20 protein-coding genes and 1 pseudogene are annotated in these 20,214 nt (G+C 70.3%); 9 read left to right on the top strand and 12 right to left on the bottom strand.

The window, feature by feature from the left end; genetic code table 11:
• Positions 1 to 41: 41 nt before the first annotated feature.
• Positions 42 to 1,211, bottom strand: a complete 1,170-nt coding sequence (locus R2S09_RS23175) for an HpcH/HpaI aldolase/citrate lyase family protein (protein ID WP_306191595.1) — start codon at positions 1,209 to 1,211, stop codon at positions 42 to 44.
• A gap of 200 nt (positions 1,212 to 1,411) precedes the next feature.
• Here R2S09_RS23175 and R2S09_RS23170 point away from each other — a divergent pair, with 200 nt between their 5' ends.
• Entirely contained in the window at positions 1,412 to 2,182 is a 771-nt protein-coding gene (locus tag R2S09_RS23170) for a TerD family protein (RefSeq protein ID WP_316742994.1), read from the top strand.
• Positions 2,183 to 2,240: 58 nt separating this feature from the next.
• Here R2S09_RS23170 and R2S09_RS23165 read toward each other — a convergent pair whose 3' ends face one another.
• From R2S09_RS23165 to R2S09_RS23140, 6 genes are all read right to left on the bottom strand, one after another.
• Positions 2,241 to 2,978 carry a Tellurium resistance gene (locus R2S09_RS23165; protein ID WP_306191597.1) on the bottom strand — a complete coding sequence of 246 codons (738 nt, stop codon included), beginning with the start codon at positions 2,976 to 2,978 and terminating at the stop codon, positions 2,241 to 2,243.
• Between the two features lie 256 nt (positions 2,979 to 3,234).
• Positions 3,235 to 4,383: a DUF475 domain-containing protein gene (locus tag R2S09_RS23160; RefSeq protein ID WP_316742992.1), complete on the bottom strand. Its 1,149-nt coding sequence runs from the start codon at positions 4,381 to 4,383 to the stop codon at positions 3,235 to 3,237.
• A gap of 51 nt (positions 4,384 to 4,434) precedes the next feature.
• Positions 4,435 to 5,013 carry a TerD family protein gene (locus R2S09_RS23155; RefSeq protein ID WP_086724953.1) on the bottom strand — a complete coding sequence of 193 codons (579 nt, stop codon included), beginning with the start codon at positions 5,011 to 5,013 and terminating at the stop codon, positions 4,435 to 4,437.
• Between the two features lie 127 nt (positions 5,014 to 5,140).
• A complete protein-coding gene (locus tag R2S09_RS23150) occupies positions 5,141 to 5,716 on the bottom strand; it encodes a TerD family protein (protein ID WP_306191599.1) in 576 nt (191 codons plus the stop codon).
• Positions 5,717 to 5,874: 158 nt separating this feature from the next.
• Complete coding sequence (locus R2S09_RS23145; RefSeq protein ID WP_316742988.1) at positions 5,875 to 6,333, bottom strand: peroxiredoxin; 459 nt, start codon at positions 6,331 to 6,333, stop codon at positions 5,875 to 5,877.
• A gap of 270 nt (positions 6,334 to 6,603) precedes the next feature.
• Positions 6,604 to 7,041 (bottom strand): DUF3052 domain-containing protein, encoded by a 438-nt coding sequence (locus R2S09_RS23140; protein WP_306191601.1) that lies wholly within the window; start codon positions 7,039 to 7,041, stop codon positions 6,604 to 6,606.
• Between the two features lie 414 nt (positions 7,042 to 7,455).
• On the opposite strand from R2S09_RS23140, the gene aceE reads away from it, so the two are divergent.
• Both aceE and R2S09_RS23130 read left to right on the top strand, forming a co-directional pair.
• Positions 7,456 to 10,212 (top strand): pyruvate dehydrogenase (acetyl-transferring), homodimeric type, encoded by a 2,757-nt coding sequence (gene aceE / locus R2S09_RS23135; RefSeq protein WP_306191602.1) that lies wholly within the window; start codon positions 7,456 to 7,458, stop codon positions 10,210 to 10,212.
• 71 nt (positions 10,213 to 10,283) lie between these two features.
• Positions 10,284 to 11,033, top strand: a pseudogene (locus R2S09_RS23130) (potassium channel family protein); the annotation flags it as partial.
• 21 nt (positions 11,034 to 11,054) lie between these two features.
• Here the strand turns inward: R2S09_RS23130 and R2S09_RS23125 are convergent.
• Both R2S09_RS23125 and R2S09_RS23120 read right to left on the bottom strand, forming a co-directional pair.
• The gene (locus R2S09_RS23125) at positions 11,055 to 11,366 is read right to left on the bottom strand and encodes a small hydrophobic protein (RefSeq protein WP_306191603.1); all 312 of its coding nucleotides are present in this window, start codon (positions 11,364 to 11,366) and stop codon (positions 11,055 to 11,057) included.
• A gap of 289 nt (positions 11,367 to 11,655) precedes the next feature.
• Entirely contained in the window at positions 11,656 to 13,269 is a 1,614-nt protein-coding gene (locus R2S09_RS23120; RefSeq protein ID WP_316742986.1) for an MFS transporter, read from the bottom strand.
• 122 nt (positions 13,270 to 13,391) lie between these two features.
• On the opposite strand from R2S09_RS23120, the gene R2S09_RS23115 reads away from it, so the two are divergent.
• The 3 genes from R2S09_RS23115 to R2S09_RS23105 all read left to right on the top strand — a co-directional run bounded on the left by R2S09_RS23115 (position 13,392) and on the right by R2S09_RS23105 (position 16,450).
• Positions 13,392 to 14,072 (top strand): TetR family transcriptional regulator, encoded by a 681-nt coding sequence (locus tag R2S09_RS23115; protein ID WP_316742984.1) that lies wholly within the window; start codon positions 13,392 to 13,394, stop codon positions 14,070 to 14,072.
• Positions 14,073 to 14,290: 218 nt separating this feature from the next.
• Complete coding sequence (locus R2S09_RS23110) at positions 14,291 to 15,508, top strand: alpha/beta hydrolase (RefSeq protein WP_316742982.1); 1,218 nt, start codon at positions 14,291 to 14,293, stop codon at positions 15,506 to 15,508.
• A 66-nt stretch (positions 15,509 to 15,574) separates the two neighbouring features.
• The gene (locus R2S09_RS23105) at positions 15,575 to 16,450 is read left to right on the top strand and encodes a DUF4429 domain-containing protein (protein ID WP_306191607.1); all 876 of its coding nucleotides are present in this window, start codon (positions 15,575 to 15,577) and stop codon (positions 16,448 to 16,450) included.
• A 163-nt stretch (positions 16,451 to 16,613) separates the two neighbouring features.
• On the opposite strand, the gene R2S09_RS23100 is transcribed toward R2S09_RS23105, so the two are convergent.
• Both R2S09_RS23100 and R2S09_RS23095 read right to left on the bottom strand, forming a co-directional pair.
• Positions 16,614 to 17,630, bottom strand: a complete 1,017-nt coding sequence (locus R2S09_RS23100; RefSeq protein ID WP_306191608.1) for an aldo/keto reductase — start codon at positions 17,628 to 17,630, stop codon at positions 16,614 to 16,616.
• Positions 17,627 to 18,127 (bottom strand): MerR family transcriptional regulator, encoded by a 501-nt coding sequence (locus R2S09_RS23095; protein ID WP_316742980.1) that lies wholly within the window; start codon positions 18,125 to 18,127, stop codon positions 17,627 to 17,629. The genes R2S09_RS23100 and R2S09_RS23095 overlap by 4 nt, the downstream gene beginning before the upstream one ends.
• A 105-nt stretch (positions 18,128 to 18,232) precedes the next feature.
• On the opposite strand from R2S09_RS23095, the gene R2S09_RS23090 reads away from it, so the two are divergent.
• From R2S09_RS23090 to R2S09_RS23080, 3 genes are read left to right on the top strand one after another with little or no spacing between them, the layout of a single operon-like run.
• Positions 18,233 to 18,703 (top strand): GNAT family N-acetyltransferase, encoded by a 471-nt coding sequence (locus tag R2S09_RS23090; protein ID WP_306191610.1) that lies wholly within the window; start codon positions 18,233 to 18,235, stop codon positions 18,701 to 18,703.
• Between the two features lie 17 nt (positions 18,704 to 18,720).
• Positions 18,721 to 19,539, top strand: a complete 819-nt coding sequence (locus R2S09_RS23085) for a serine hydrolase (RefSeq protein ID WP_306191611.1) — start codon at positions 18,721 to 18,723, stop codon at positions 19,537 to 19,539.
• Complete coding sequence (locus R2S09_RS23080; protein ID WP_306191630.1) at positions 19,536 to 19,718, top strand: hypothetical protein; 183 nt, start codon at positions 19,536 to 19,538, stop codon at positions 19,716 to 19,718. The genes R2S09_RS23085 and R2S09_RS23080 overlap by 4 nt, the downstream gene beginning before the upstream one ends.
• Before the next feature lie 33 nt (positions 19,719 to 19,751).
• On the opposite strand, the gene R2S09_RS23075 is transcribed toward R2S09_RS23080, so the two are convergent.
• Positions 19,752 to 20,186 carry a hypothetical protein gene (locus R2S09_RS23075; protein WP_306191612.1) on the bottom strand — a complete coding sequence of 145 codons (435 nt, stop codon included), beginning with the start codon at positions 20,184 to 20,186 and terminating at the stop codon, positions 19,752 to 19,754.
• Positions 20,187 to 20,214 lie beyond the last annotated feature (28 nt).

Here is a 20,214-nt window from a genome sequence, read left to right as displayed (position 1 = left end):
TGGTGGATGGGCGTGGGTCGGCGGCCGCGGTGGGCAGCGGGTCAGCCGGGGATTCCGGCGGCGAGCAGCTCCACGAAGCCGACGTCCTCCCTGGCGACACCGAAGACCTCGGCGCGCAGCAGGGTCCGCTCGGCCCAGGCGCGGTGCGGCTTCACCTCGTTCATCTTGTTCGTGTACGCCGACCTGAGCACTCCCCCGCCGCCCCGCTCCGGCCGCAGGATGTCCGCCGCGTCGCTGAACTCCTCGTGACTGACCACCGACAGCGCGTGCACGGGCAGGACATGGGAGGGGTGGATGCAGGTCTTGCCCAGCAGCCCGTTGGCCTGGTCCAGGGAGATCTCCCGCAGCAGCCCGTCCATCGCGTGCTCGATCAGTCTCGCGCGCAGCTCGACCGCCTGCACCTCCAGGAAGGGGCTCTGCCGCAGCTGCGGCTTGAACATCCGCTCCTGTGCCCGGAAGTACTCCCACACCGGGCCGGTCACCGTGAACCCGGTGCCGTCGGCCCGGCCCAGCATGTTCACCACGTCGGCGATCACGGAGGCGACGATCTGGACGTCGTAGGCCGTCATGTCCGGGGCCCTGCGCAGGCCGTACGACGAGCAGAAGTCGGTGACGCCCAGACGCAGCGCCAGCACCCGGTCCCGGTACTTGTCGACGGCGCGGAAGATGCCCTCCAGGGTGTCCACCCGCGACTCGCGGTACAGCAGCTCGGGGGACTCCAGCACCGGCATGGCGAACAACCGGCGTCCGCTCGCCGTCTCGGCGGCCTGCAGCGCCTCCAGGAAGGGCAGGCCCCGCTCCCCGGTGAACTTCGGCAGCACGAATCCGGACAGCAGCCGCAGGGACGGACCCAGCCGGCGCACCATGTCGGGTATCTGCTCGGGGGCGCGGACCCGGATGAACAGCAGGGGCAGGTCGGCGCCGCCGGGGCGGGCGGCCAGCTCGGCGAACTGGCGGACGAGGTTCTCCTCGCCGTGCTCCACGTCCGCGTCGTCTATCGAGTCCTCCAGGCAGAGCACCATCGAGACCACGCCGCGCGCGGCCTGCTTGACGATGTCGTCGGCCAGGCGCGGGCGGGTGGCGGGGCTGTAGAGCGTGGCGCCCAGCGCGGCGGAGAGCAGCCGGGCCGGGGAGTCGGCGGTGAACTCCGCCGGCTCCCGGTGGAAGAGGTGCTGCCGCACCTCAGGAGCGAGGTGCCCGAAATGACGCATGAAGCTCCCCCGTGGTGATGGCAAGTGGCCAGTGCGGAACTGCTGGGCTGCCCGGTCCTTCGAAAAAAAGGTGGCCGGTAATAGTACGTACAAATCAGTGTCAGAAGTTCCCGCCGGGCATGAACTTCTGGTAACGCAACCGGAATCCGCGGCGGACCCCCACGTTGTCGTGGCCAGGACGGAGAGGGCAGGATGACCGCATGACGCACGCGATGGTGAAGGGGTCGAACGTCCCGCTGGACGCCGCCACGGTACGGGCCGTGGTGCGGTGGACGCCCGGCCAGGGGGTGCCGGACGTCGACGCCTCGGCGCTGCTCCTGGGGCCCGACGGTCGTGTGCGCTCCGACGAGGACTTCGTGTTCTACAACCAGCCCCGGCACCCCTCCGGGAAGGTGTGGCGGCTCGGCAAGCGGCGGATCGCGGAGGGCATGACCGACACGGTCCAGACAGACCTCGCGGGCGTCGAACCGGGGGTCGGCCGGATCCTGGTGGTCGCCTCGGCGGACGGCGTCACCTTCGACCGCGTACGGGCGCTGCGCATCCTGCTGTACGACGCGGCGGTCGCGGACGGGGAGCCGCTGGCGTACTTCGACATCAAGCCCGAGACCGGTCAGGAGACCGCGCTGATCTGCGGGGAGCTGTACCGCCGGGGCGAGGGATGGAAGTTCCGGGCGCTGGGCGAGGGCTACTCGAACGGGCTGAAGGGGCTTGCCACGGACTTCGGGATCTCGGTGGACGAGAGGGAGGAGGCGGAGGCGCCGGTGGCGCAGCCGTTGCCGCCGGAGCAGCCCTCTTACGGGTATCCGCCGCAGCAGGCCACGGCGGCTGTGGCACCGGCGGTGGTGGCGGCTCCGGCTCAGCCCGCGTACGGGTATCCCCAGTCGGGGTACGGCTATCCGCCGGCCGTCGCGGTGGTGCCCGACCCGGAGTTCCGCCTGCCGCCGCAGGGGCCCCAGTTCATCGGGCGGTGAGGGCGCCCGGCGGTGCGGTGGGGGTGCTTGCCCGCGCTTGCGGGGCGCAGCTACGCCTTCATCGGTCCGCCTTGCTCTTGTAGCCCCGGCCCCACTGGAGGCCCCAGCCGTACAGGCGGTCGAGTTCCGACTGGAAGCCGTAGACGAACTTGACCTCGCGGCGGACGACGAGTTCGCCCTTGGTGTTCTCGATCAGGACGACCGCGCAGGAGCGGGCCTGGGGCTGGCGGTCGTCGAGGCCGATCTCGATGCGGGGGCCGTTGCTCGGGTAGAGCGTGACGATCGCGTGGGTGCGGTCGAAGGCGGGGGTCTGGTCGTAGATGTAGACGAAGACCAGCAGGCGCTTGATGTCGTCGCGGTGGTCGAGGTTGACGTAGATCGTCTCACCGGACGCGGAGCCGAACCGGTCGTCGCCGCTGAGCTTGACGTACGGCGGCGCGTTCACATCGCCCAGGAAGCCGCCGAGTGGCTGGACGACGCCCTTGGTGCCGTCGGCCAGCTCGTACAGGCAGCCGAGGTCGAGGTCGACGTTGACCATCGACTGGCTGTGTCCGAGCACCTCCGGCGGCTTCAGCGCCTTGAACGGGTGGCGCAGCAGACTCTGCCGCGCGGAGCCGCCGATGTCGGAGGTGCGCATCCGCCAGGTGAGGTTGATGCGCAGATGCCCGGTGGCGGCACCCTGCTTGGTCAGGGACACCTGGTGGTGCCGTTTGGTCAGTTCGATCGCGTTGGACGCGGCGCTGCCCGAGTCGAACTCGGACGCGCGTCCGCCCAGCAGACCGTCGAAGAATCCCATCTCCCGCCCCCAGCTTCACCGCTCTCGCCGCCCCCGCCCCGTACGCAGCGGGACGGCCCCGGGACCCGGCTCGGATCGCCGTCGTCCTCGCCGGCCGCCCCGCTCAGAAGCGTTCCTCGTGCCGAGGGGTGTCACACCTGGCGAGTGAGCCAAAGGGGCGCGCCTGTGTCGAGAGCGCGAGCGCGCGGAGGCCCGAAGGGCTGAGCACGGTCGCGCTCTCGACACAGGCTGTGGCGCCCCGGAGGTGAACCGACCCCTAAAGAGGGGTGGAGACCTCGGCCTTCTCGCCGGAGCCCGTCGCCCTTCCCTCCTCGGCCGCGAGCGCCCGGTTGCGGCGCACCGAGGACCAGAAGGACCAGGCGATGAGGATCACGCCGACCAGGCCGGTGATGACCTCGTTGATCTCGTACTGGATGGTGACCATGAGGATCACGGCCAGGGCGCCGATCGCGTAGTGGGCACCGTGCTCCAGGTAGACATAGTCGTCGAGGGTGCCCTGGCGGACCAGGTAGACCGTGAGGGAACGGACGTACATGGCGCCGATGCCGAGGCCCAGGGCCATCATGACGATGTCGTTGGTGATGGCGAAGGCGCCGATCACGCCGTCGAAGGAGAAGGACGCGTCCAGGACCTCGAGGTAGAGGAACATGAAGAACGCGGCCTGACCGGCCAGCTTCACGGCCGAGCGCGGCTTGCCGGCGCGGGCGGCCTCCTCCTCCTGCTCGTGCTCGCGCTCCTCCTCTTCCTCCAGCCGGTCCTCGAAGTAGCCGGACAGGCCGCCGACGACCATGTACGTGATCAGGCCGGCGACGCCCGCGATCAGGACCGTCTGCGCCTTGTCGATGTGCGCGCCGCCGTGCTGGTGGGCGTGGGTGGCGAAGGTGAAGGAGGTGATCAGCAGGACGACCAGCGCGATGCAGACCGACAGCATGTCGACCTTGCCGAGCTTGGCCAGCGGCCGCTCGATCCAGCGCAGCCACTGGATGTCCCGCTCCTCGAAGATGAAGTCGAGGAAGATCATCAGCAGGAACATGCCGCCGAAGGCCGCGATCGCCGGGTGGGCGTCCGTGACCAGCTGCTGGTAGCGGTCCTTGTCGCTGAACGCCAGATGGACGGCCTCGATGGGGCCCATCTTGGCCGTGATCGCGACGATGACGACGGGGAACACCAGCCGCATCCCGAAGACCGCGATCAGAACGCCGACCGTGAGGAAGATCTTCTGCCAGAAGGCGTTCATCTTCTTCAGGATTCCGGCGTTGACCACGGCGTTGTCGAACGACAGCGAGATCTCGAGGATGGCGAGGATCGCCACCACACCGAAAGCGGTCCACCCCCCGTAGAAGGCCGCCGCGACGAGGCCGAGCGCGGTGATCGCGAACGACCAACCGAAGGTTTTCAGAAGCACTGGCTACCCAATCCGTATATGTACGGGTCTCCCCCGTCGCCGTACCCGGCTTTACGAAACGTTGACTCCGAAGTCTAGAGCGATGCCGCGCAAGCCGGACGCGTACCCCTGTCCCACCGCCCGGAACTTCCATTCGCCCTGGTAGCGGTAGAGCTCGCCGAAGATCATCGCGGTCTCGGTGGAGGCGTCCTCGCTCAGGTCGTAGCGGGCGAGCTCCTGGCCGTCGGCCTGGTTGACGACGCGGATGAAGGCGTTGGAGACCTGGCCGAAGGTCTGTCCGCGCTCGTCGGCCATGTGGATGGAGACCGGGAAGACGATCTTCTCGCACTGCGGCGGGACCTTGGCGAGGTCCACCAGGATCGACTCGTCGTCGCCCTCGCCCTCACCGGTGAGGTTGTCGCCGGTGTGCTCGACCGAGCCGTCCGGGCTCTTGAGCTGGTTGTAGAAGACGAACCACTCGTCGCCCAGCACCCGGTTGCCCGCGGAGCACAGCAGCGCGCTGGCGTCGAGGTCGAAGGGCGCTCCGGTGGTGGAGCGCGCGTCCCAGCCGAGCCCGACCATGACGTTGGTCAGGTTGGGTGCGGCCTTGGACAGGGAGACGTTGCCCCCCTTGGCGAGCGTGACGCCCATGATGCTGGTCCTCCCCGGGGATGGTGCCTGTGTGGGTTCCTGCGCGTCCGGCGCCGCGCGGAAACACGCGGCGCCGGACGTTCAGGCGGTTCTGTTGTGCAGATGTTCGATCGCGCGGGACGTCGGCTCAGACGTTGACGCCGAAGTCCTGGGCGATGCCGCGCAGGCCCGAGGCGTAGCCCTGGCCGATGGCGCGGAACTTCCACTCCGCGCCGTGGCGGTAGAGCTCGCCGAAGACCATGGCCGTCTCGGTGGAGGCGTCCTCGCTGAGGTCGTAGCGGGCGATCTCCGCGCCGCCGGCCTGGTTCACCACGCGGATGTAGGCGTTGCGCACCTGGCCGAAGGACTGCTGGCGGTTCTCCGCCTCGTAGATCGAGACGGGGAAGACGATCTTGTCGACGTCGGCGGGGACCGCGGCGAGGTTCACCTTGATCACCTCGTCGTCGCCCTCGCCCTCACCGGTGAGGTTGTCGCCGGTGTGCTCGACCGAGCCGTCCGGGCTCTTGAGGTTGTTGAAGAAGACGAAGTTCTGGTCGTTGCCGACCTTCCCGGAGTTGTTCAGCAGCAGCGCGCTGGCGTCGAGGTCGAAGTCGGTGCCGGTGGTGGTGCGGGCGTCCCAGCCCAGACCGACGAGAACCGCGGTCAGGCCCGGGGCCTCCTTCGTCAGCGATACGTTGCCGCCCTTGCTGAGGCTGACTCCCACGAGTCCTCCATTGGTGTCCGGGGGCGGGGAGCCCCGTCGTGCATCGGATATGGGATCAACGTGTCGATCCTAGTGAGGGGTTCCCGCCCCACGCAGGCCCCGCAACCGAAGAATCCCAGGTGTCGATTCCCCGTCCCCGAACCCCGGCGACGCCGGGCTCACAGGGTCTCGAGGGCCGTCACGTAGTCGTTCAGGTCACGGGCGTCGGGGAGGGCGTTGACGATGGTCCAGCGGACGATGCCGTCCTTGTCGATGATGAAGGTTCCGCGCACGGCGCAACCCTTGTCCTCGTCGAAGACGCCGTAGTCGCGCGAGGTGTTGCCGTGCGGCCAGAAATCGCTCAGCAGCGGGTACTCCAGGCCCTCCTGCTCGGCGAAGACGCGCAGGGTGTGGATGGAGTCGTTGGAGACGGCGAGCAGCTGGGTGTCGTCGTTGACGAACTTGGGCAGGTTGTCGCGCAGCGCGCACAGCTCGCCGGTGCACACGCCGGTGAAGGCGAACGGGTAGAAGAGCAGCACCACGTTCTTCTCACCGCGGAAGTCGGACAGCTTCACGGTGCGGCCGTGGTTGTCCTTGAGTTCGAAGTCGGGTGCCTTGTCGCCGACCTGGATCGCCATCGTCCTGCTTTCCCTTCGGTGGGACTGTTCGGGTGAGACCACCCTACGCAGCACCCACCGCGGGCCCGCGGACGGGCCGAGGGTGAGTCGGCCCGTCCGCCGCCACGCCGGATCCGGCCCGATCGGTCCGGGCGCGTCGGGCACGGGCAGAGCGGTCCGGGCACACCGGCTCCGCGGGGCTGCGGACGTCCGCAGCCCCGCGGCCGCGGACGTCCGCCGCATGGCGACGCGTCCGCGGCCCGGGAGGGGCCGGCGCTCCGTGCCGGACCGCTACTTCTTGGACTTCGCGGCCTTCGGCGTCAGCAGCCTGGTGCCGTTCCAGTCCTTGCCCACGCTGACGCTCTTGGTCTGCGCCAGTCCCGCCGTCGTCGCGGCGTCGCCGATGTCGCTGGGCTCGACGTATCCGTCCCGGCCGGTCTTCGGCGTCAGGAGCAGGATCACACCGCCCTCGTCGAGGAAGCCGAGGGTGTCGACCAGCGTGTCCGTCAGGTCGCCGTCCTCGTCGCGGAACCACAGCACCACGGCGTCGGCCACGTCGTCGTAGTCCTCGTCCACGAGCTCGCTGCCGATCGCTTCCTCGATGGCCTCGCGGAGCTCCTGGTCGACGTCGTCGTCGTAGCCGATCTCCTGGACCACCTGCCCGGGCTGGAATCCCAGCCTGGCGGCCGGGTTAGTCCGCTCCTCCGCGTGGTCCGCGGTCGCGCTCACGGGTTGCCTCCTGATGGTGTTGCGATATGGGTCTTCAGCCACGCGCGTGCGCGAAGCATTGGCCGTAGTCCACACGGGCGGGCCGGATCGCGCAAGTACCCGGCGGTACGGACCGCCGAAACGGTGACGTTCCCGGCTGTGTCGCCGCAACTCCTGACACCGTATCGCGATCAGCGGTGACTCACACCACACCCTTCTGCCCGCTTTTGCGTGTTTGGGAACCCCCGGCGGGCAGGAGAACCAGCAGGAGTCCTCCGATTACCGCGCAGTAGAGATGACGTGCGGCTCACGCCAGGTACACGATGGGGAACGGTGCAGGCACAGACAGGCAAACCCACTGGAACCCAGGGAAAGTCCAGAGAAACCCCCGAACCGCCCCAGATATGTCAGTCCCTCTGACAGGTAAGGAACAGCGTGGCTTCCGGATCCGATCGAAACCCGATCATCATTGGCGGCCTTCCGAGTCAGGTTCCTGACTTCGATCCCGAGGAGACCCAGGAGTGGCTCGACTCGCTCGACGCCGCCGTCGACGAGCGAGGCCGGGAGCGGGCCCGCTATCTCATGCTCCGGCTGATCGAACGCGCCCGCGAGCGGCGCGTGGCCGTGCCGGAGATGCGCAGCACCGACTACGTCAACACCATCCCCACCAAGAACGAGCCGTTCTTCCCGGGCAACGAGGAGATCGAGCGCAAGATCCTCAACGCCACCCGCTGGAACGCCGCGGTGATGGTCTCCCGCGCCCAGCGCCCCGGCATCGGCGTCGGCGGCCACATCGCCACCTTCGCCTCCTCCGCCTCGCTCTACGACGTCGGCTTCAACCACTTCTTCCGCGGCAAGGACGACGGACGCGGCGGCGACCAGGTCTTCTTCCAGGGCCACGCCTCACCGGGCATCTACGCGCGCGCTTACCTGCTGGACCGGCTCACCGAAGAGCACCTGGACGGCTTCCGCCAGGAGAAGTCCAAGGCGCCCTACGGCCTGTCCAGCTACCCGCATCCGCGCTCCATGCCGGACTTCTGGGAGTTCCCGACGGTCTCCATGGGCCTCGGCCCGATCGCCGCGATCTACCAGGCCCGGATGAACCGGTACATGGACGCGCGCGGCATCGCGGACACCTCCGACTCGCACGTGTGGGCGTTCCTCGGTGACGGCGAGATGGACGAGCCGGAGTCGCTCGGCCAGTTGTCCATCGCCGCCCGTGAGGGCCTGGACAACCTGACCTTCGTGGTCAACTGCAACCTCCAGCGCCTGGACGGCCCGGTGCGCGGCAACGGCAAGATCATCCAGGAGCTGGAGTCGGTCTTCCGCGGCGCCGGCTGGAACGTGATCAAGCTGATCTGGGACCGCACCTGGGACCCGCTGCTCGCCCAGGACCGCGACGGCGTGCTGGTCAACAAGATGAACACCACGCCGGACGGCGCCTTCCAGACCTACGCCACCGAGTCCGGCGCCTACATCCGCGAGCACTTCTTCGGCGACGACCACCGGCTGCGCAAGATGGTCGAGAACATGACCGACCAGCAGATCCTGCACCTGGGCCGCGGCGGTCACGACCACCGGAAGATCTACGCGGCGTACAAGGCGGCCCAGGAGCACAAGGGCCAGCCCACGGTGATCCTGGCCAAGACGGTCAAGGGCTGGACGCTGGGCCCGAACTTCGAGGGCCGCAACGCCACGCACCAGATGAAGAAGCTCACGGTCGACGACCTCAAGCGCTTCCGGGACCGGCTGCACCTGCCGATCTCCGACAAGGAGCTGGAGTCCGGCCCGCCGCCGTACTACCACCCGGGCCGGGACACGGACGAGATCCAGTACATGCACGACCGCCGCAAGGGCTGCGGCGGCTACGTCCCGACCCGGATCGTGCGCGCCAAGCCGCTCGCCCTGCCCGACGACAAGGCGTACGCGTCCGTGAAGAAGGGCTCCGGCCAACAGGCCATCGCCACCACCATGGCGTTCGTGCGGCTGCTGAAGGATCTCATGCGGGACAAGGAACTCGGCCGGCGTTTCGTGCTGATCGCGCCGGACGAGTACCGCACGTTCGGCATGGACTCGTTCTTCCCGAGCGCGAAGATCTACAACCCGCTCGGCCAGCAGTACGAGTCGGTGGACCGCGATCTGCTGCTCGCCTACAAGGAGTCGCCGACCGGGCAGATGCTGCACGACGGCATCTCCGAGGCGGGCTGCACCGCCTCGCTGATCGCCGCGGGCTCGGCCTACGCCACCCACGGCGAGCCGCTGATCCCGGTGTACGTGTTCTACTCGATGTTCGGTTTCCAGCGCACCGGCGATCAGTTCTGGCAGATGGCCGACCAGCTGGCACGCGGTTTCGTCCTCGGCGCCACCGCCGGACGTACGACTCTGACCGGTGAGGGTCTCCAGCACGCCGACGGCCACTCGCAGCTGCTCGCCTCCACGAACCCGGCGTGCGTGGCGTACGACCCGGCGTACGCGTACGAGATCGCGCACATCGTGCAGGACGGCCTGCGCCGGATGTACGGCGGGGAGGCCGAGAACCCCGGGCACCCGCACGGCGAGGACGTCTTCTACTACCTGACCGTCTACAACGAGCCGATCCGGCAGCCGGCCGAGCCCGCGAACGTGGACGTCGAGGGCATCCTCAAGGGCGTCCACCGGATCGCCCCGGGCACGGCGGGCGAGATCCCGGCGCAGATCATGGCCTCCGGCGTGGCGGTGCCGTGGGCCCTTCAGGCGCAGAAGATGCTCGCCGAGGACTGGAACGTCAAGGCGGACGTCTGGTCGGCGACCTCCTGGAACGAGCTGCGCCGCGAGGCCGTGGCCTGCGAGGAGCACAACCTGCTGCATCCGGAGGAGGAGCAGCGGGTGCCGTGGGTGACGCGGAAGCTGAGCGGGGCCGAGGGCCCGTTCGTGGCCGTGTCCGACTGGATGCGCTCGGTGCCGGACCAGATCGCCCGCTGGGTGCCGGGTCCGTACCAGTCGCTGGGCGCCGACGGCTTCGGCTTCGCCGACACCCGGGGGGCGGCCCGGCGGTTCTTCCACATCGACGCCCAGTCGATCGTGGTGGCCGTGCTGACCGAGCTGGCCCGCCAGGGCAAGGTCGACCGGTCGGCGCTCAAACAGGCCATCGACCGATACCAGGTCCTCGACGTCACGGCCGCCCACCCGGGCGCGGCGGGCGGCGACGCGTAGCCGGTGCGGGGGCGTGGGGGCCGGTCACGCCGTTCCCGGCGCCCCTTCGAGGCCGGACCTACGATGCGGGCATGGACGATCTGTCGGCACAGGCCCGTTGGGAACGGCGTACGCAGCGGCCCCTGCTGGTGCTCGCGCTGGCGTTCGCCGCGGCCTACGCCGTGCCGATCGTGCACAGCTCCGCGAGCCGGCCGGTGACGCTGGCCTGCACCGTGGTGGAGTGGGTGGTCTGGGGCGCGTTCGCCGCCGACTACCTGATGCGGCTCGGGCTCGCCCGGCGGCGCAAGGAGTTCGTACGGAGCCACTGGCTGGACCTGTGCGCGGTGGTGCTGCCGATCCTCCAGCCGCTGCGGCTGCTGCGGCTGGTGTCCACGCTCATGCTGGTGGGGCGGCGGGCGCGGATGGCCGAGCAGATCCGGCTGACGACGTATGTCGCCGGGGCCGTGGTCGGGCTGCTGATGTTCGGGTCGCTGGCGGTGCTGTCGGTGGAGCGGGACTCGCCGAACGGGAACATCAAGACGCTGGGTGACGCGGTGTGGTGGTCGTTCACGACGATGACGACCGTCGGCTACGGCGACCACGCGCCGACCACCGGCCTGGGGCGGATGCTGGCCGTCGGCCTGATGCTGGCCGGGATCGCCCTGCTCGGTGTGGTGACCGCGAACATCGCGGCATGGTTCATCGCCCGCTTCGAGCGTGACGACGTCGTCGAGCGCCGGCAGACGGAGGCCATCGAGGAACTGGCCGAGGAGGTGCGCAGGCTCCGGGCCGAGGTGAGGACCCTGAACACGAAGGAGGGCCCCCGGCCTTCGGCCGGAGGCCCTGTTCGCGGCCGCCCGGGATCAGAACATGCCGTTGCCCCAGGTGGCCGCTCCCGCCAGCGAGATGACGGCGATGAGCGTGTCGATGGCGCCCAGTACGAGGGCGACCAGGGCCGGGACCGAGCGGTCGGCTCCCGCCCGACTGCGGCCCATCGCCAGCCATCCGCAAACGACCGCCACCGGGCCGAGGACGATGCCCAGCACGAAGAATCCGGCGATCGCGCAGACGGTTCCGATGATCCCGAGCGTCGCGCTGTCCGGCCTGTTCCGTGACCACGTCCGACCACGTGAACGGGGGTGTGCGCGCGTTCCGTGTCCGAAGCCCGTCATCATCAACTCCTCGAACCCCGCGTCTGGTTGGGGTTCTGTCGGGGTTCATGGATGCGGGTACCCCGGTTCCGGAGCTCATGCCTGCCGCCGCTTGACGGATGTGCGGACCGCGTCCGCTGCCTGCGCGCTGCCCCCCTCCAGCAGCGCGCCGCAGACGGTCGTCCTCCGTCCCCTGCGCAGGACCTGACCCACTGTGACCTGCCGCGTGCTCCGGGGGCGAGCCGTCCTGGGCAGCGTCACCCTGATGGGCGAACCACGGCCGGCGGAACCGGAGGTCCGCCGACCGGGTGCGTCAGATGTGGCCGACGCCCGCGCCCGCCTCCGCGTTCTGCCCGCGCTTGGTGAGCAGCGCGACCAGGACGGCCACGGCCGCGACACCGGCGGCGACCAGGGAAGCGAGGCTCATGCCGGAGATGAACGTGTCGTGCGCGACAGAGGTGATCTTCGCGGCGACCGCCTCCGGCACGCCCTTCGGTACCGGCGCCACGCCGACCTGGACGGCCTCGGAGGCCTGGTCCGTCTGGGCGGCCGTGAGCGGCGGGAGCCCGGCGTCCTTCCAGTTGCCCGCGAGGTCGTTGTCGACCTTGGAGGCCATCACGGCGCCGAGGACGGCCGTACCGAGGCTGCCGCCGATCTGCATCGCGGCCTGCTGGAGACCGCCGGCCACACCGGACAGCTCCATGGGCGCGTTGCCGACGATGACCTCGGTCGCGCCGACCATGACCGGGGCCAGGCCGAGGCCGAGCAGGGCGAACCAGAGCGACATGGTGGCGCTGCCGGTGTCCGTCTCCAGGGTGGACATGCCGTACATGGCGACCGCGGTGACGAGCATGCCGCCGGCGAGCGGGACGCGCGGGCCGAGCTTGGTGATCAGCGCGCCCGCGAGCGGCGAGCCGACGATCATCATGCCGGTGAGCGGCAACAGGTGCAGACCGGCGTCGATGGGGCTCATCCCGTGGACGTTCTGCAGGTAGAAGGTGACGAAGAACAGGCCGCCCATGAAGGCGATGGCCATCAGGACCATCAGGACGACGCCCGCGGACAGCGGGACGGAGCGGAAGAGCCCGAGCGGGATCAGCGGCTCCTTCACCTTCGTCTCCCAGAAGGCGAAGAGGGCGAAGCCGAGGACGGACGCGGCGATGAACGCCCACGTCCGGCCGTCGCCCCAGCCCCAGCTCGGCGCCTTGATCAGGGCCCAGACCAGGCAGAACATCGCCCCGGAGAGCAGCACGATGCCGGGGATGTCGAAGGAGCGCGGCGCGTTCTCGGCGCGGTGGTCGAGCAGGATGACCAGCCCGAGAATCAGGGCGAGGGCGCCGACGGGCACGTTGATGAAGAACACCGACTGCCAGTTGACGTGCTCGACGAGGACACCGCCGAGGATCGGGCCGCCCGCGGTGGAGGCGCCGATGACCATGCCCCAGATGCCGATGGCCATGTTGAGCTTCTCGGCCGGGAAGGTGGCCCGCAGCAGGCCGAGCGCGGCCGGCATCAGCAGCGCGCCGAACAGGCCCTGGAAGACGCGGAAGGTCACGACCATCGCGATGCTGTGCGACAGGCCGATGGCCCCGGAGGCGGCGGCGAAGCCGGTCACGCCGACAAGGAAGGTCTGCCGGTGCCCGAAGCGGTCGCCGAGCTTGCCCGCGGTGATCAGGGAGACCGCGAGAGCCAGGAAGTAGCCGTTGGTGATCCACTGCACGTCGGCGAAGCTGGCGTGCAGATCCTTCTGGATGGCCGGGTTGGCGATGGCCACGATGGTGCCGTCGAGGGCCACCATCATGACGCCCACGGCGACGGTGATCAGGGTGAACCACGGATGGCCGCGCAAGCCCTCCGGCGGTGCGGGGTCCGACGGGGCTGACGCCTTGTCCCCCGGCCCTGTCGATTCGACGGTCTGACTAGTCATACATTCGAGGCTAATGTCAGCTACTGACAAAAGACAAACAGATTCACAAGTCGGTAACTGACATGTAGCAGCCCTATAGTCTGAACAGGGGAAACAGTCCACCGGGAGGGCCGGAGACGTTGATGGAGACGGTGGGGGCCGCCGAGGCGGCGCCACGCCCAGGGCTACGCGAACGCAAGAAGCAGCGCACCCGGGACGCACTGCTGCGGGCCGCGCTGGAACTGTTCACCACCCGCGGGTACGAGCAGACGACGGTCGACGACATCGCGGAGGCCGTGGACGTCTCGCAGCGCACCTTCTTCCGCTACTTCCCGGGCAAGGAGGAGGCCGCCTTCGCCGTGCAGGACATGGTGGAGGAACAGTTCCTCGAGTCCCTGCGCGCCCGCCCGCCCCACGAGGCCCCACTGGAGGCGCTGCGCCGGGCGGTGCTGGACAACTGGGACCGGATCGGCGAGGCCATCATGAGCCTCGTCCCCCTCGAACTGCACCTGCGCATGTTCCGGGCGATCGAGTCGACGCCCGCCCTGCTCGCCGCGCATCTGCGCCGCTCGGTGGAGACCGAGGAGCAGCTGGCGCGCCTGCTCGCCGCGCGCGAGGGCCTCGATGTGGACACCGACCCGCGCCCGCGCCTGCTGGTGGCCGCGTTCGGCGGGGTGATGCGGGTGACGGGGCGTCAGTGGAGCACGAGCGAGGACCTCAGCCTGGAGGGGATCCGGGCGCTCACGGCCGCGTACCTCGACCAGATAGGACCGGCCCTGACCGGGAACTGGCGGGCCACCGGACCGTCCGGCAGCGGCGGTTGAGCGACGGGTCTCCCGCAGGAGAGTCCGCGAGGCGCACAGAGGACCACCGCGGCGCGAACGCGGGGGCGACCGCGCCCGACGAACTGCCGTACGGACAGCCGATCTTGAACAGGTGTACGGAAGACAGGGGGACTGAGATCCCCGTCACATCCCTCAAAACGTGATCCCCGTCACTCGGTTAACGCGAGACCGGCTCGTTCTCCTAGTGTGTCCTCCCAGTGACTTCCTTCGACACCTCCCCGCAGCTCAACGTCTGGCGCGCGCTGCTCGCACTGGCCGTGGTCTTCGTGATGCTGGCGACCACCGGCTGGACCGCCGTGCGCGGCCACCGCGGGTCCACCGCCCTCCAGGCGTCCCTGTCCGCGTGGGAGCAGGGACGGATGCACGGGCACCGGCTGCCGGACCCCGACGCGGCCCCCGCCCTGCTGACGCGTTTCTTCGCCTCGCTCGGCTCCCAGGACCGCGCCCGGCTCGCCCACCGCTACCCGCTGGCGGTCGGCAACATGAACGGCGCTCCCGTCCGGCTGCGTTACCAGGCCAACCGCATCGCGCTCGACCAGGCACGCAAGGTCGAACTCAAACGCATGCACGACAGCCGGCTCACCCCGGCCGGGCAGCAGGACGCGGGCCGCCGTATGGACCGCTTCACGGCGCTGATGACCAAGGGCCGCCACATCCTCGCCTTCGACCCCGAGGGCTCCGGCCGGGTCGCGGAGGTCTTCGGCGACCTGACGAAGGCGGAGCGGGTCTCGGTCGTCGTCCCCGGCGTGGACACCGACCTGTTCACCTTCCGTAAGACCTACCACCCGTACTCGGCCCCGTACGGCATGGCCAAGTCGCTCTACACGGCCGAGCGCACGGCGTCCCCCGGCACGCGTACGGCCGTGATCGCCTGGGCCGACTACACCGCGCCCAGCGGGCTCGGCGTGGACGCGGCCACCGCGATGCGCGCCGAGGAGGGCGCCCAGCGGCTGAACAAGATGCTCGGCGGACTGCCCGGCCGCTCGCCCGTCGCCCTGTTCTGCCACAGCTACGGCTCGGTGGTCTGCGGGCTGGCGGCGCGCGAACTGCCGCGCCGGGTGACCGACATAGCGGTCGCCGCGAGCCCCGGCATGCGCGTACGGAAGGCCTCCCACCTGCACACCGACGCGCATGTGTGGGCGATGCGGGACGCCACCGACTGGATCCGGGACGTGCCGTACATGGAACTCGGCGGCCTCGGCCACGGAGCCGACCCGGTCTCCGACGCGTTCGGGGCGCGGGTGCTGTCGGCCCGGGAGGCCAAGGGCCACGCCGGCTACTTCGAGCCGGGCACCGACAGCCTGACCAACTTCGCCGAGATCGGCGTCGGCTCGTACGAGTCGGTGCGGTGCGCCCATGACAACGACGGATGCCGGGCGGGTTTGTCCGCCACGACGACGGCCGGACGCGCGTAGAGACAGCAGGAAGTGCGGTCTGCGCGAGGAGGGACGCGGAAGCTCGTGCCGCCTACGATGAGCCGCATGGGTGACGTACTGACCGGATTTCACGCTGCCTGGGAGTTCGAGTCCGATTCCGTGCTCATCCGCTACGAACGGGGGATACGGACACCGAAGCTCTTCCAGGCACTCGGCGAGCGCCGGGTGCCCCTCGCCGCGCTCGCGGGGCTCACGCTCGCTCCGGGCCGGCGCGGGACCGTGGTCCTGCGCGCCGAGCCCCGTCCGGGCGCCGATCCGCTGATGGACGCGGCCGACGGACAGCTCAAGGAGGGCTGCGACCCCTATCGGCTGGTGCTGCCCGCCGAACGGGAGACCCTCGCCGAGCACTACGCCGACGAACTGCGCGCCCGGATCACCGAGACCGGCCCCGCCGACCGCCACCTGGTGGCCGCGCCCGGGGCGCCGCTGCAGTTCAAGGCCTACGACGGCAAGGCGTCCTTCGACGGCACGGCGGTGCGGTTCCGCTGGTCGTGGACCGGGGCGTCCTCGGCGAAGTGGAAGGCCGGCGACCAGAGCTTTCCGGTCGGCGAGCTCGGCGGGGTCGAGTGGCGCTCGCCGGAGGTCTTCGACGGGCACCTGCGGCTGCTACGACGGACCACGGGCACCACGCAGGGCACCGCCGGGCACACCGTGCAGCAGGCGCAGCGCCCGCAGCCGGACCAGGATCCGGCCGCGGTCGTGTTCGGCCTCGGCTACGGACCGGTGCACGAGTCGCTCCCGTTCGCCGCGGCGGTACTGGCGGCGGTACGCGCGGCGACCCCGGTGCCGGTCCCGGCCCCGCGCCGCGACCCCGCCGACATCGCCGACCGCATCCGCCACCTCGGCGAACTGCACCAGGCAGGCCTGGTGACGGACGAGGAGTTCAGCGTGAAGAAGGCAGAACTCCTGGCGGAGCTGTAGGGGTACACCGTCGCAGCCGCGGGCAGTCGTGCCTCCCCCAGTGCTTGACGCCTGGGAGGTACCCCCAGGGCGGCACGGGCGGGCGCGGCGGCACCCCCTCGAGCGGGGCGAGCGCAAACCACTCGACGCCGGCCCCCACCACGCCGCACCCGCCGACGAACAGCTACTCCCGCCCCGCCGAAGCGAACGACATGTCCGGATACCTCGTACCCACCACCTGCCCGGCGATCGGCTCCAGCGAGACCAGTTCCTCCCCCGACAGCACAACCCCCGCCGCCCCCACGTTCTCCTCCACCCGCCCCGGCTTCCGCGTCCCCGGAATCGGCACGACCGCAAGCCCGTGGACGGCGGCCCGCTGCTGCACCCACGCCAGCGCGACCTGCGCCAGCGAGACGTCGTGCGCCTTGGCGACGGTGCGGATCGGCTCCAGCAGGGCCGCGTTCGCCGTGGCGTTCTCGCCCTGGAAGCGGGGGTGCGTGCGGCGGACGTCGTCCTCGGTCAGGTCCTGCTCCGCCTGCACGAAACCGCCGGTGAGGAAGCCCCGGCCGAGCGGCGAGTACGGCACCAGCGCCACGCCCAGCTCGCGGGCGGCCGGCACCACCTTCGCCTCGATGTCCCGGCTGAACAGCGACCACTCCGACTGCACGGCGGCGATCGGGTGCACGGCCTGCGCGGCCCGCAGCTCGTCGGCGGTGACCTCGCTCAGGCCGAGGTGCTTGACCTTGCCCTCGCGCACCAGCTCGGCCATCGTCCCGACGGTCTCCTCGATGGGAACGTGCACGTCCCGCCGGTGCATGTAGTACAGGTCGATCACGTCGACGCCCAGACGTTCCAGGCTCGCCTCGACGGCCTGCCGGATGTAGGGCGGGTCGTTGCGGATGATCCGCTTGGCCGGGTCGTCCGGCGGGATCGACAGGGCGAACTTCGTGGCGATCACGACCTCGTCCCGGTGTGCCCGGAAGAAGGGCGAGAGGAACCGCTCGTTCTCCCCCGCGCCGTAGGCGTCCGCCGTGTCGTAGAGCGTCACGCCCAGCTCCAGGGCCCGCTCCAGCGTGGCGCGGGACGCCTCGGTGTCCGTGGGGCCGTAGGCGAAGCTCATGCCCATGCAGCCCAGGCCCTGGACGCCCACCTCCGGTCCGCCCTCGCCGAGCCGTACCGTCGGGATCCTGCTGTCGGTCATCGAGTGCCGTTCCTCTCGGTCTCGTAGCGGCATCCGGCCTGCGCGTAGAAGCCGATCTTGCGATCCAGGACCGCGAGCGTGTCGCGGAGTTCGGCGATGCGGGCGAGGACGTCCCGGCGGGTCGCCTCCAGCAGCTCGTAGCGCTCGCCGTACGTGCTCTCGCCCGCGCGCACCAGCTCCGCGTAGCGGACCATGTCGGCGACCGGCATGCCGGTCAGCCGGAGCTTGCCGACGAGGTCGAGCCAGTCCAGGTCGCGGTTGGTGTAGCGGCGCTGGCCGGTGTGCGAGCGGTCGACGTGGGCCATCAGGCCGATGCGCTCGTACCAGCGCAGCGTGTGGGCCGTGAGCCCGGTGAAGGCGACGACCTCGCTGATCGTGTACCGGTCCTCCCCGTCGGGACGCGGGTGGCGCCGGGGCGGGGCGGAGCAGATGTCGGTGCGGGTGGGAGCCTGCGGGGTTTCCTCGGTGGCCACGGCCGTGGTCTGCATCACCGTCATGGCCTCCACGCTATGACGTTGGAGTGCACTCCAAGCAAGCCGAACCGGATGCGGCGGCCGAAAAGCGCGGGACACGACGCGGGCCCGGTGGCTAGCGTGCGTGACATGAGTCTCGTACGACGTGCCGAGCCGGCCGACGCTGAGGAAGTGCTGCGCCTGCGCCAGGTCATGATCGACTCACTGTTCCAGGCCGACCGGTCCACCGACTGGCACGCCGAGTCCCTGCCCACCCTGCGCGCGAAGCTCGCCGAGCCGGACGGGGCCTTCGCCGCCTTCGTCGTCGACCACCCCGAGCGGCCGGGAGCGCTGGCCGCACTGGTGGCGGGCACGATCGACTACCGGATCGGACGGGCGGGCAACCCGCTCGGCGCGGTCGGCTACGTCTTCAGCGTCGCCACGGACCCGGACGCCCGCCGTCGCGGGTACGCGCGCGCGTGCATGGAGACGCTTCTGAAGTGGTTCCGCGAGCGCGGCGCCGACCGGGTGCAGCTCACCACGTCCGCCGAGGGGGCGCCGCTGTACACCTCCCTCGGCTTCCGGCCGAAGCCCGACCCGTTGCTGGAGCTGTGGCTGTGAGCGCTTAGGCTCGACGCATGTCGTTGAACAGCCTGGCGTCGATCGAGAACTGGCCGGTTCCCACCGCCGCGGCGGGCGTGGTCCGCGCGGACGGCACGGTCGTGGGCATCCACGGCCCGGCCGACCGGCGTTTCCCGCTCGCCTCGGTGACCAAGCCCCTGGCGGCGTACGCGGTGCTGGTGGCCTACGAGGAGGGCGCGATCGAACCGGACGAGCCGGCCGGCCCCCCCGGAGCGACCGTCCGCCACCTGCTCGCCCACACCTCGGGCCTGGCCTTCGACGAACACCGGGTCACGGCCCCGCCCGGGGAGCGTCGCCTGTACTCGAACGCCGGCTTCGAACAGCTGGGCGACCACGTCTCGAAGGCGACGGACATTCCGTTCTCCGACTACCTGCGCCAGGCGGTCCTGGAGCCGCTGGGCATGACGCGGACGACCCTGGAGGGCTCCCCGGCGAAGGACGGCGTCTCCACGGTCGAGGACCTCCTCCGCTTCGCCGCCGAGGTCCAGGCCCCGCGCCTGCTCGACCCGCGCACGGTCGCCGAGGCGATGACGGTCCAGTACCCGGGCACGAAGGGCGTCCTGCCGGGCTACGGCCACCAGAACCCCAACGACTGGGGCCTCGGCTTCGAGATCCGCGACTCCAAGTCCCCCCACTGGACGGGCGCTTCCTCCTCCCCCCGCACCTTCGGCCACTTCGGCCAGTCGGGCACCTTCCTGTGGATCGACCCGGACGCGGGACTGGCGTGCGTGGCCCTGACGGACCGGGCCTTCGGCCCGTGGGCGGTCGAGGCGTGGCCGCCGTTCACCGACGCGGTGCTCGCCGAGGCGGTGTGATTCGGGCGTTCATCGCCATCGCGCACCGGCCGCACACCGCGCACGACGCGGACCGGGTGGCGGTGACGGAGGACGGCCGGCCGACGGAAGTCGGCACCCACGATGAGCCGGCGGTGGCGGCCGGGACGTACGCGGCGCCGTGGTGGACGTGGCACGGGGAGCGGCCCGCCTCCGGATGAGAGACGGGCCGCTTCTCGTACCGTGCCGTGCCGTCAGCCGCGGTGCTGGTGGCGGACGCGCAGGTCGCGCAGTTTCCTGGTCACCAGTCCCGCCTCGTTGCGCATGTGCGGCGGAACCAGTCGTTTCGGCACGTTGAACCAGATGATCGCCAGGCCCAGCGCGACGGACACCAGGACCAGCCCGACGCACACCAGGACCCCCCAGAAGAGGACCCCGCTGTCGGGTGCCCCCTGGCGTTGCCACAGCCCGCCGCACAGCAGGCCCGCGCCGAGCAGGACCATGTTGGCGGTGTTCAGGACGGTGCCCCGGACGAGACCCCGGCGGACCTCCGTCCCGAACGGGAAGCCGGTCAGAGCCGCCGTCCTCACGTCGGCCTGTTCGGGCTCGCGCCAGACGCGCGGGTCGACCCGGGCCGCGTGGTAGGCCGCCGCGGCCCAGAAGGCCCCGCCGAGAATCATCGCAAGCACGTGCCGCCTCCTGGCGTCGCCGGTTTCA

It is taken from the genome of Streptomyces sp. MK7, from assembly GCF_032658145.1.
GTDB lineage: Bacteria > Actinomycetota > Actinomycetes > Streptomycetales > Streptomycetaceae > Streptomyces > Streptomyces spiralis.
The sequence above is the reverse complement of the archived record's forward strand: the minus strand, read 5'-3'. Positions and strand labels throughout refer to the sequence as shown.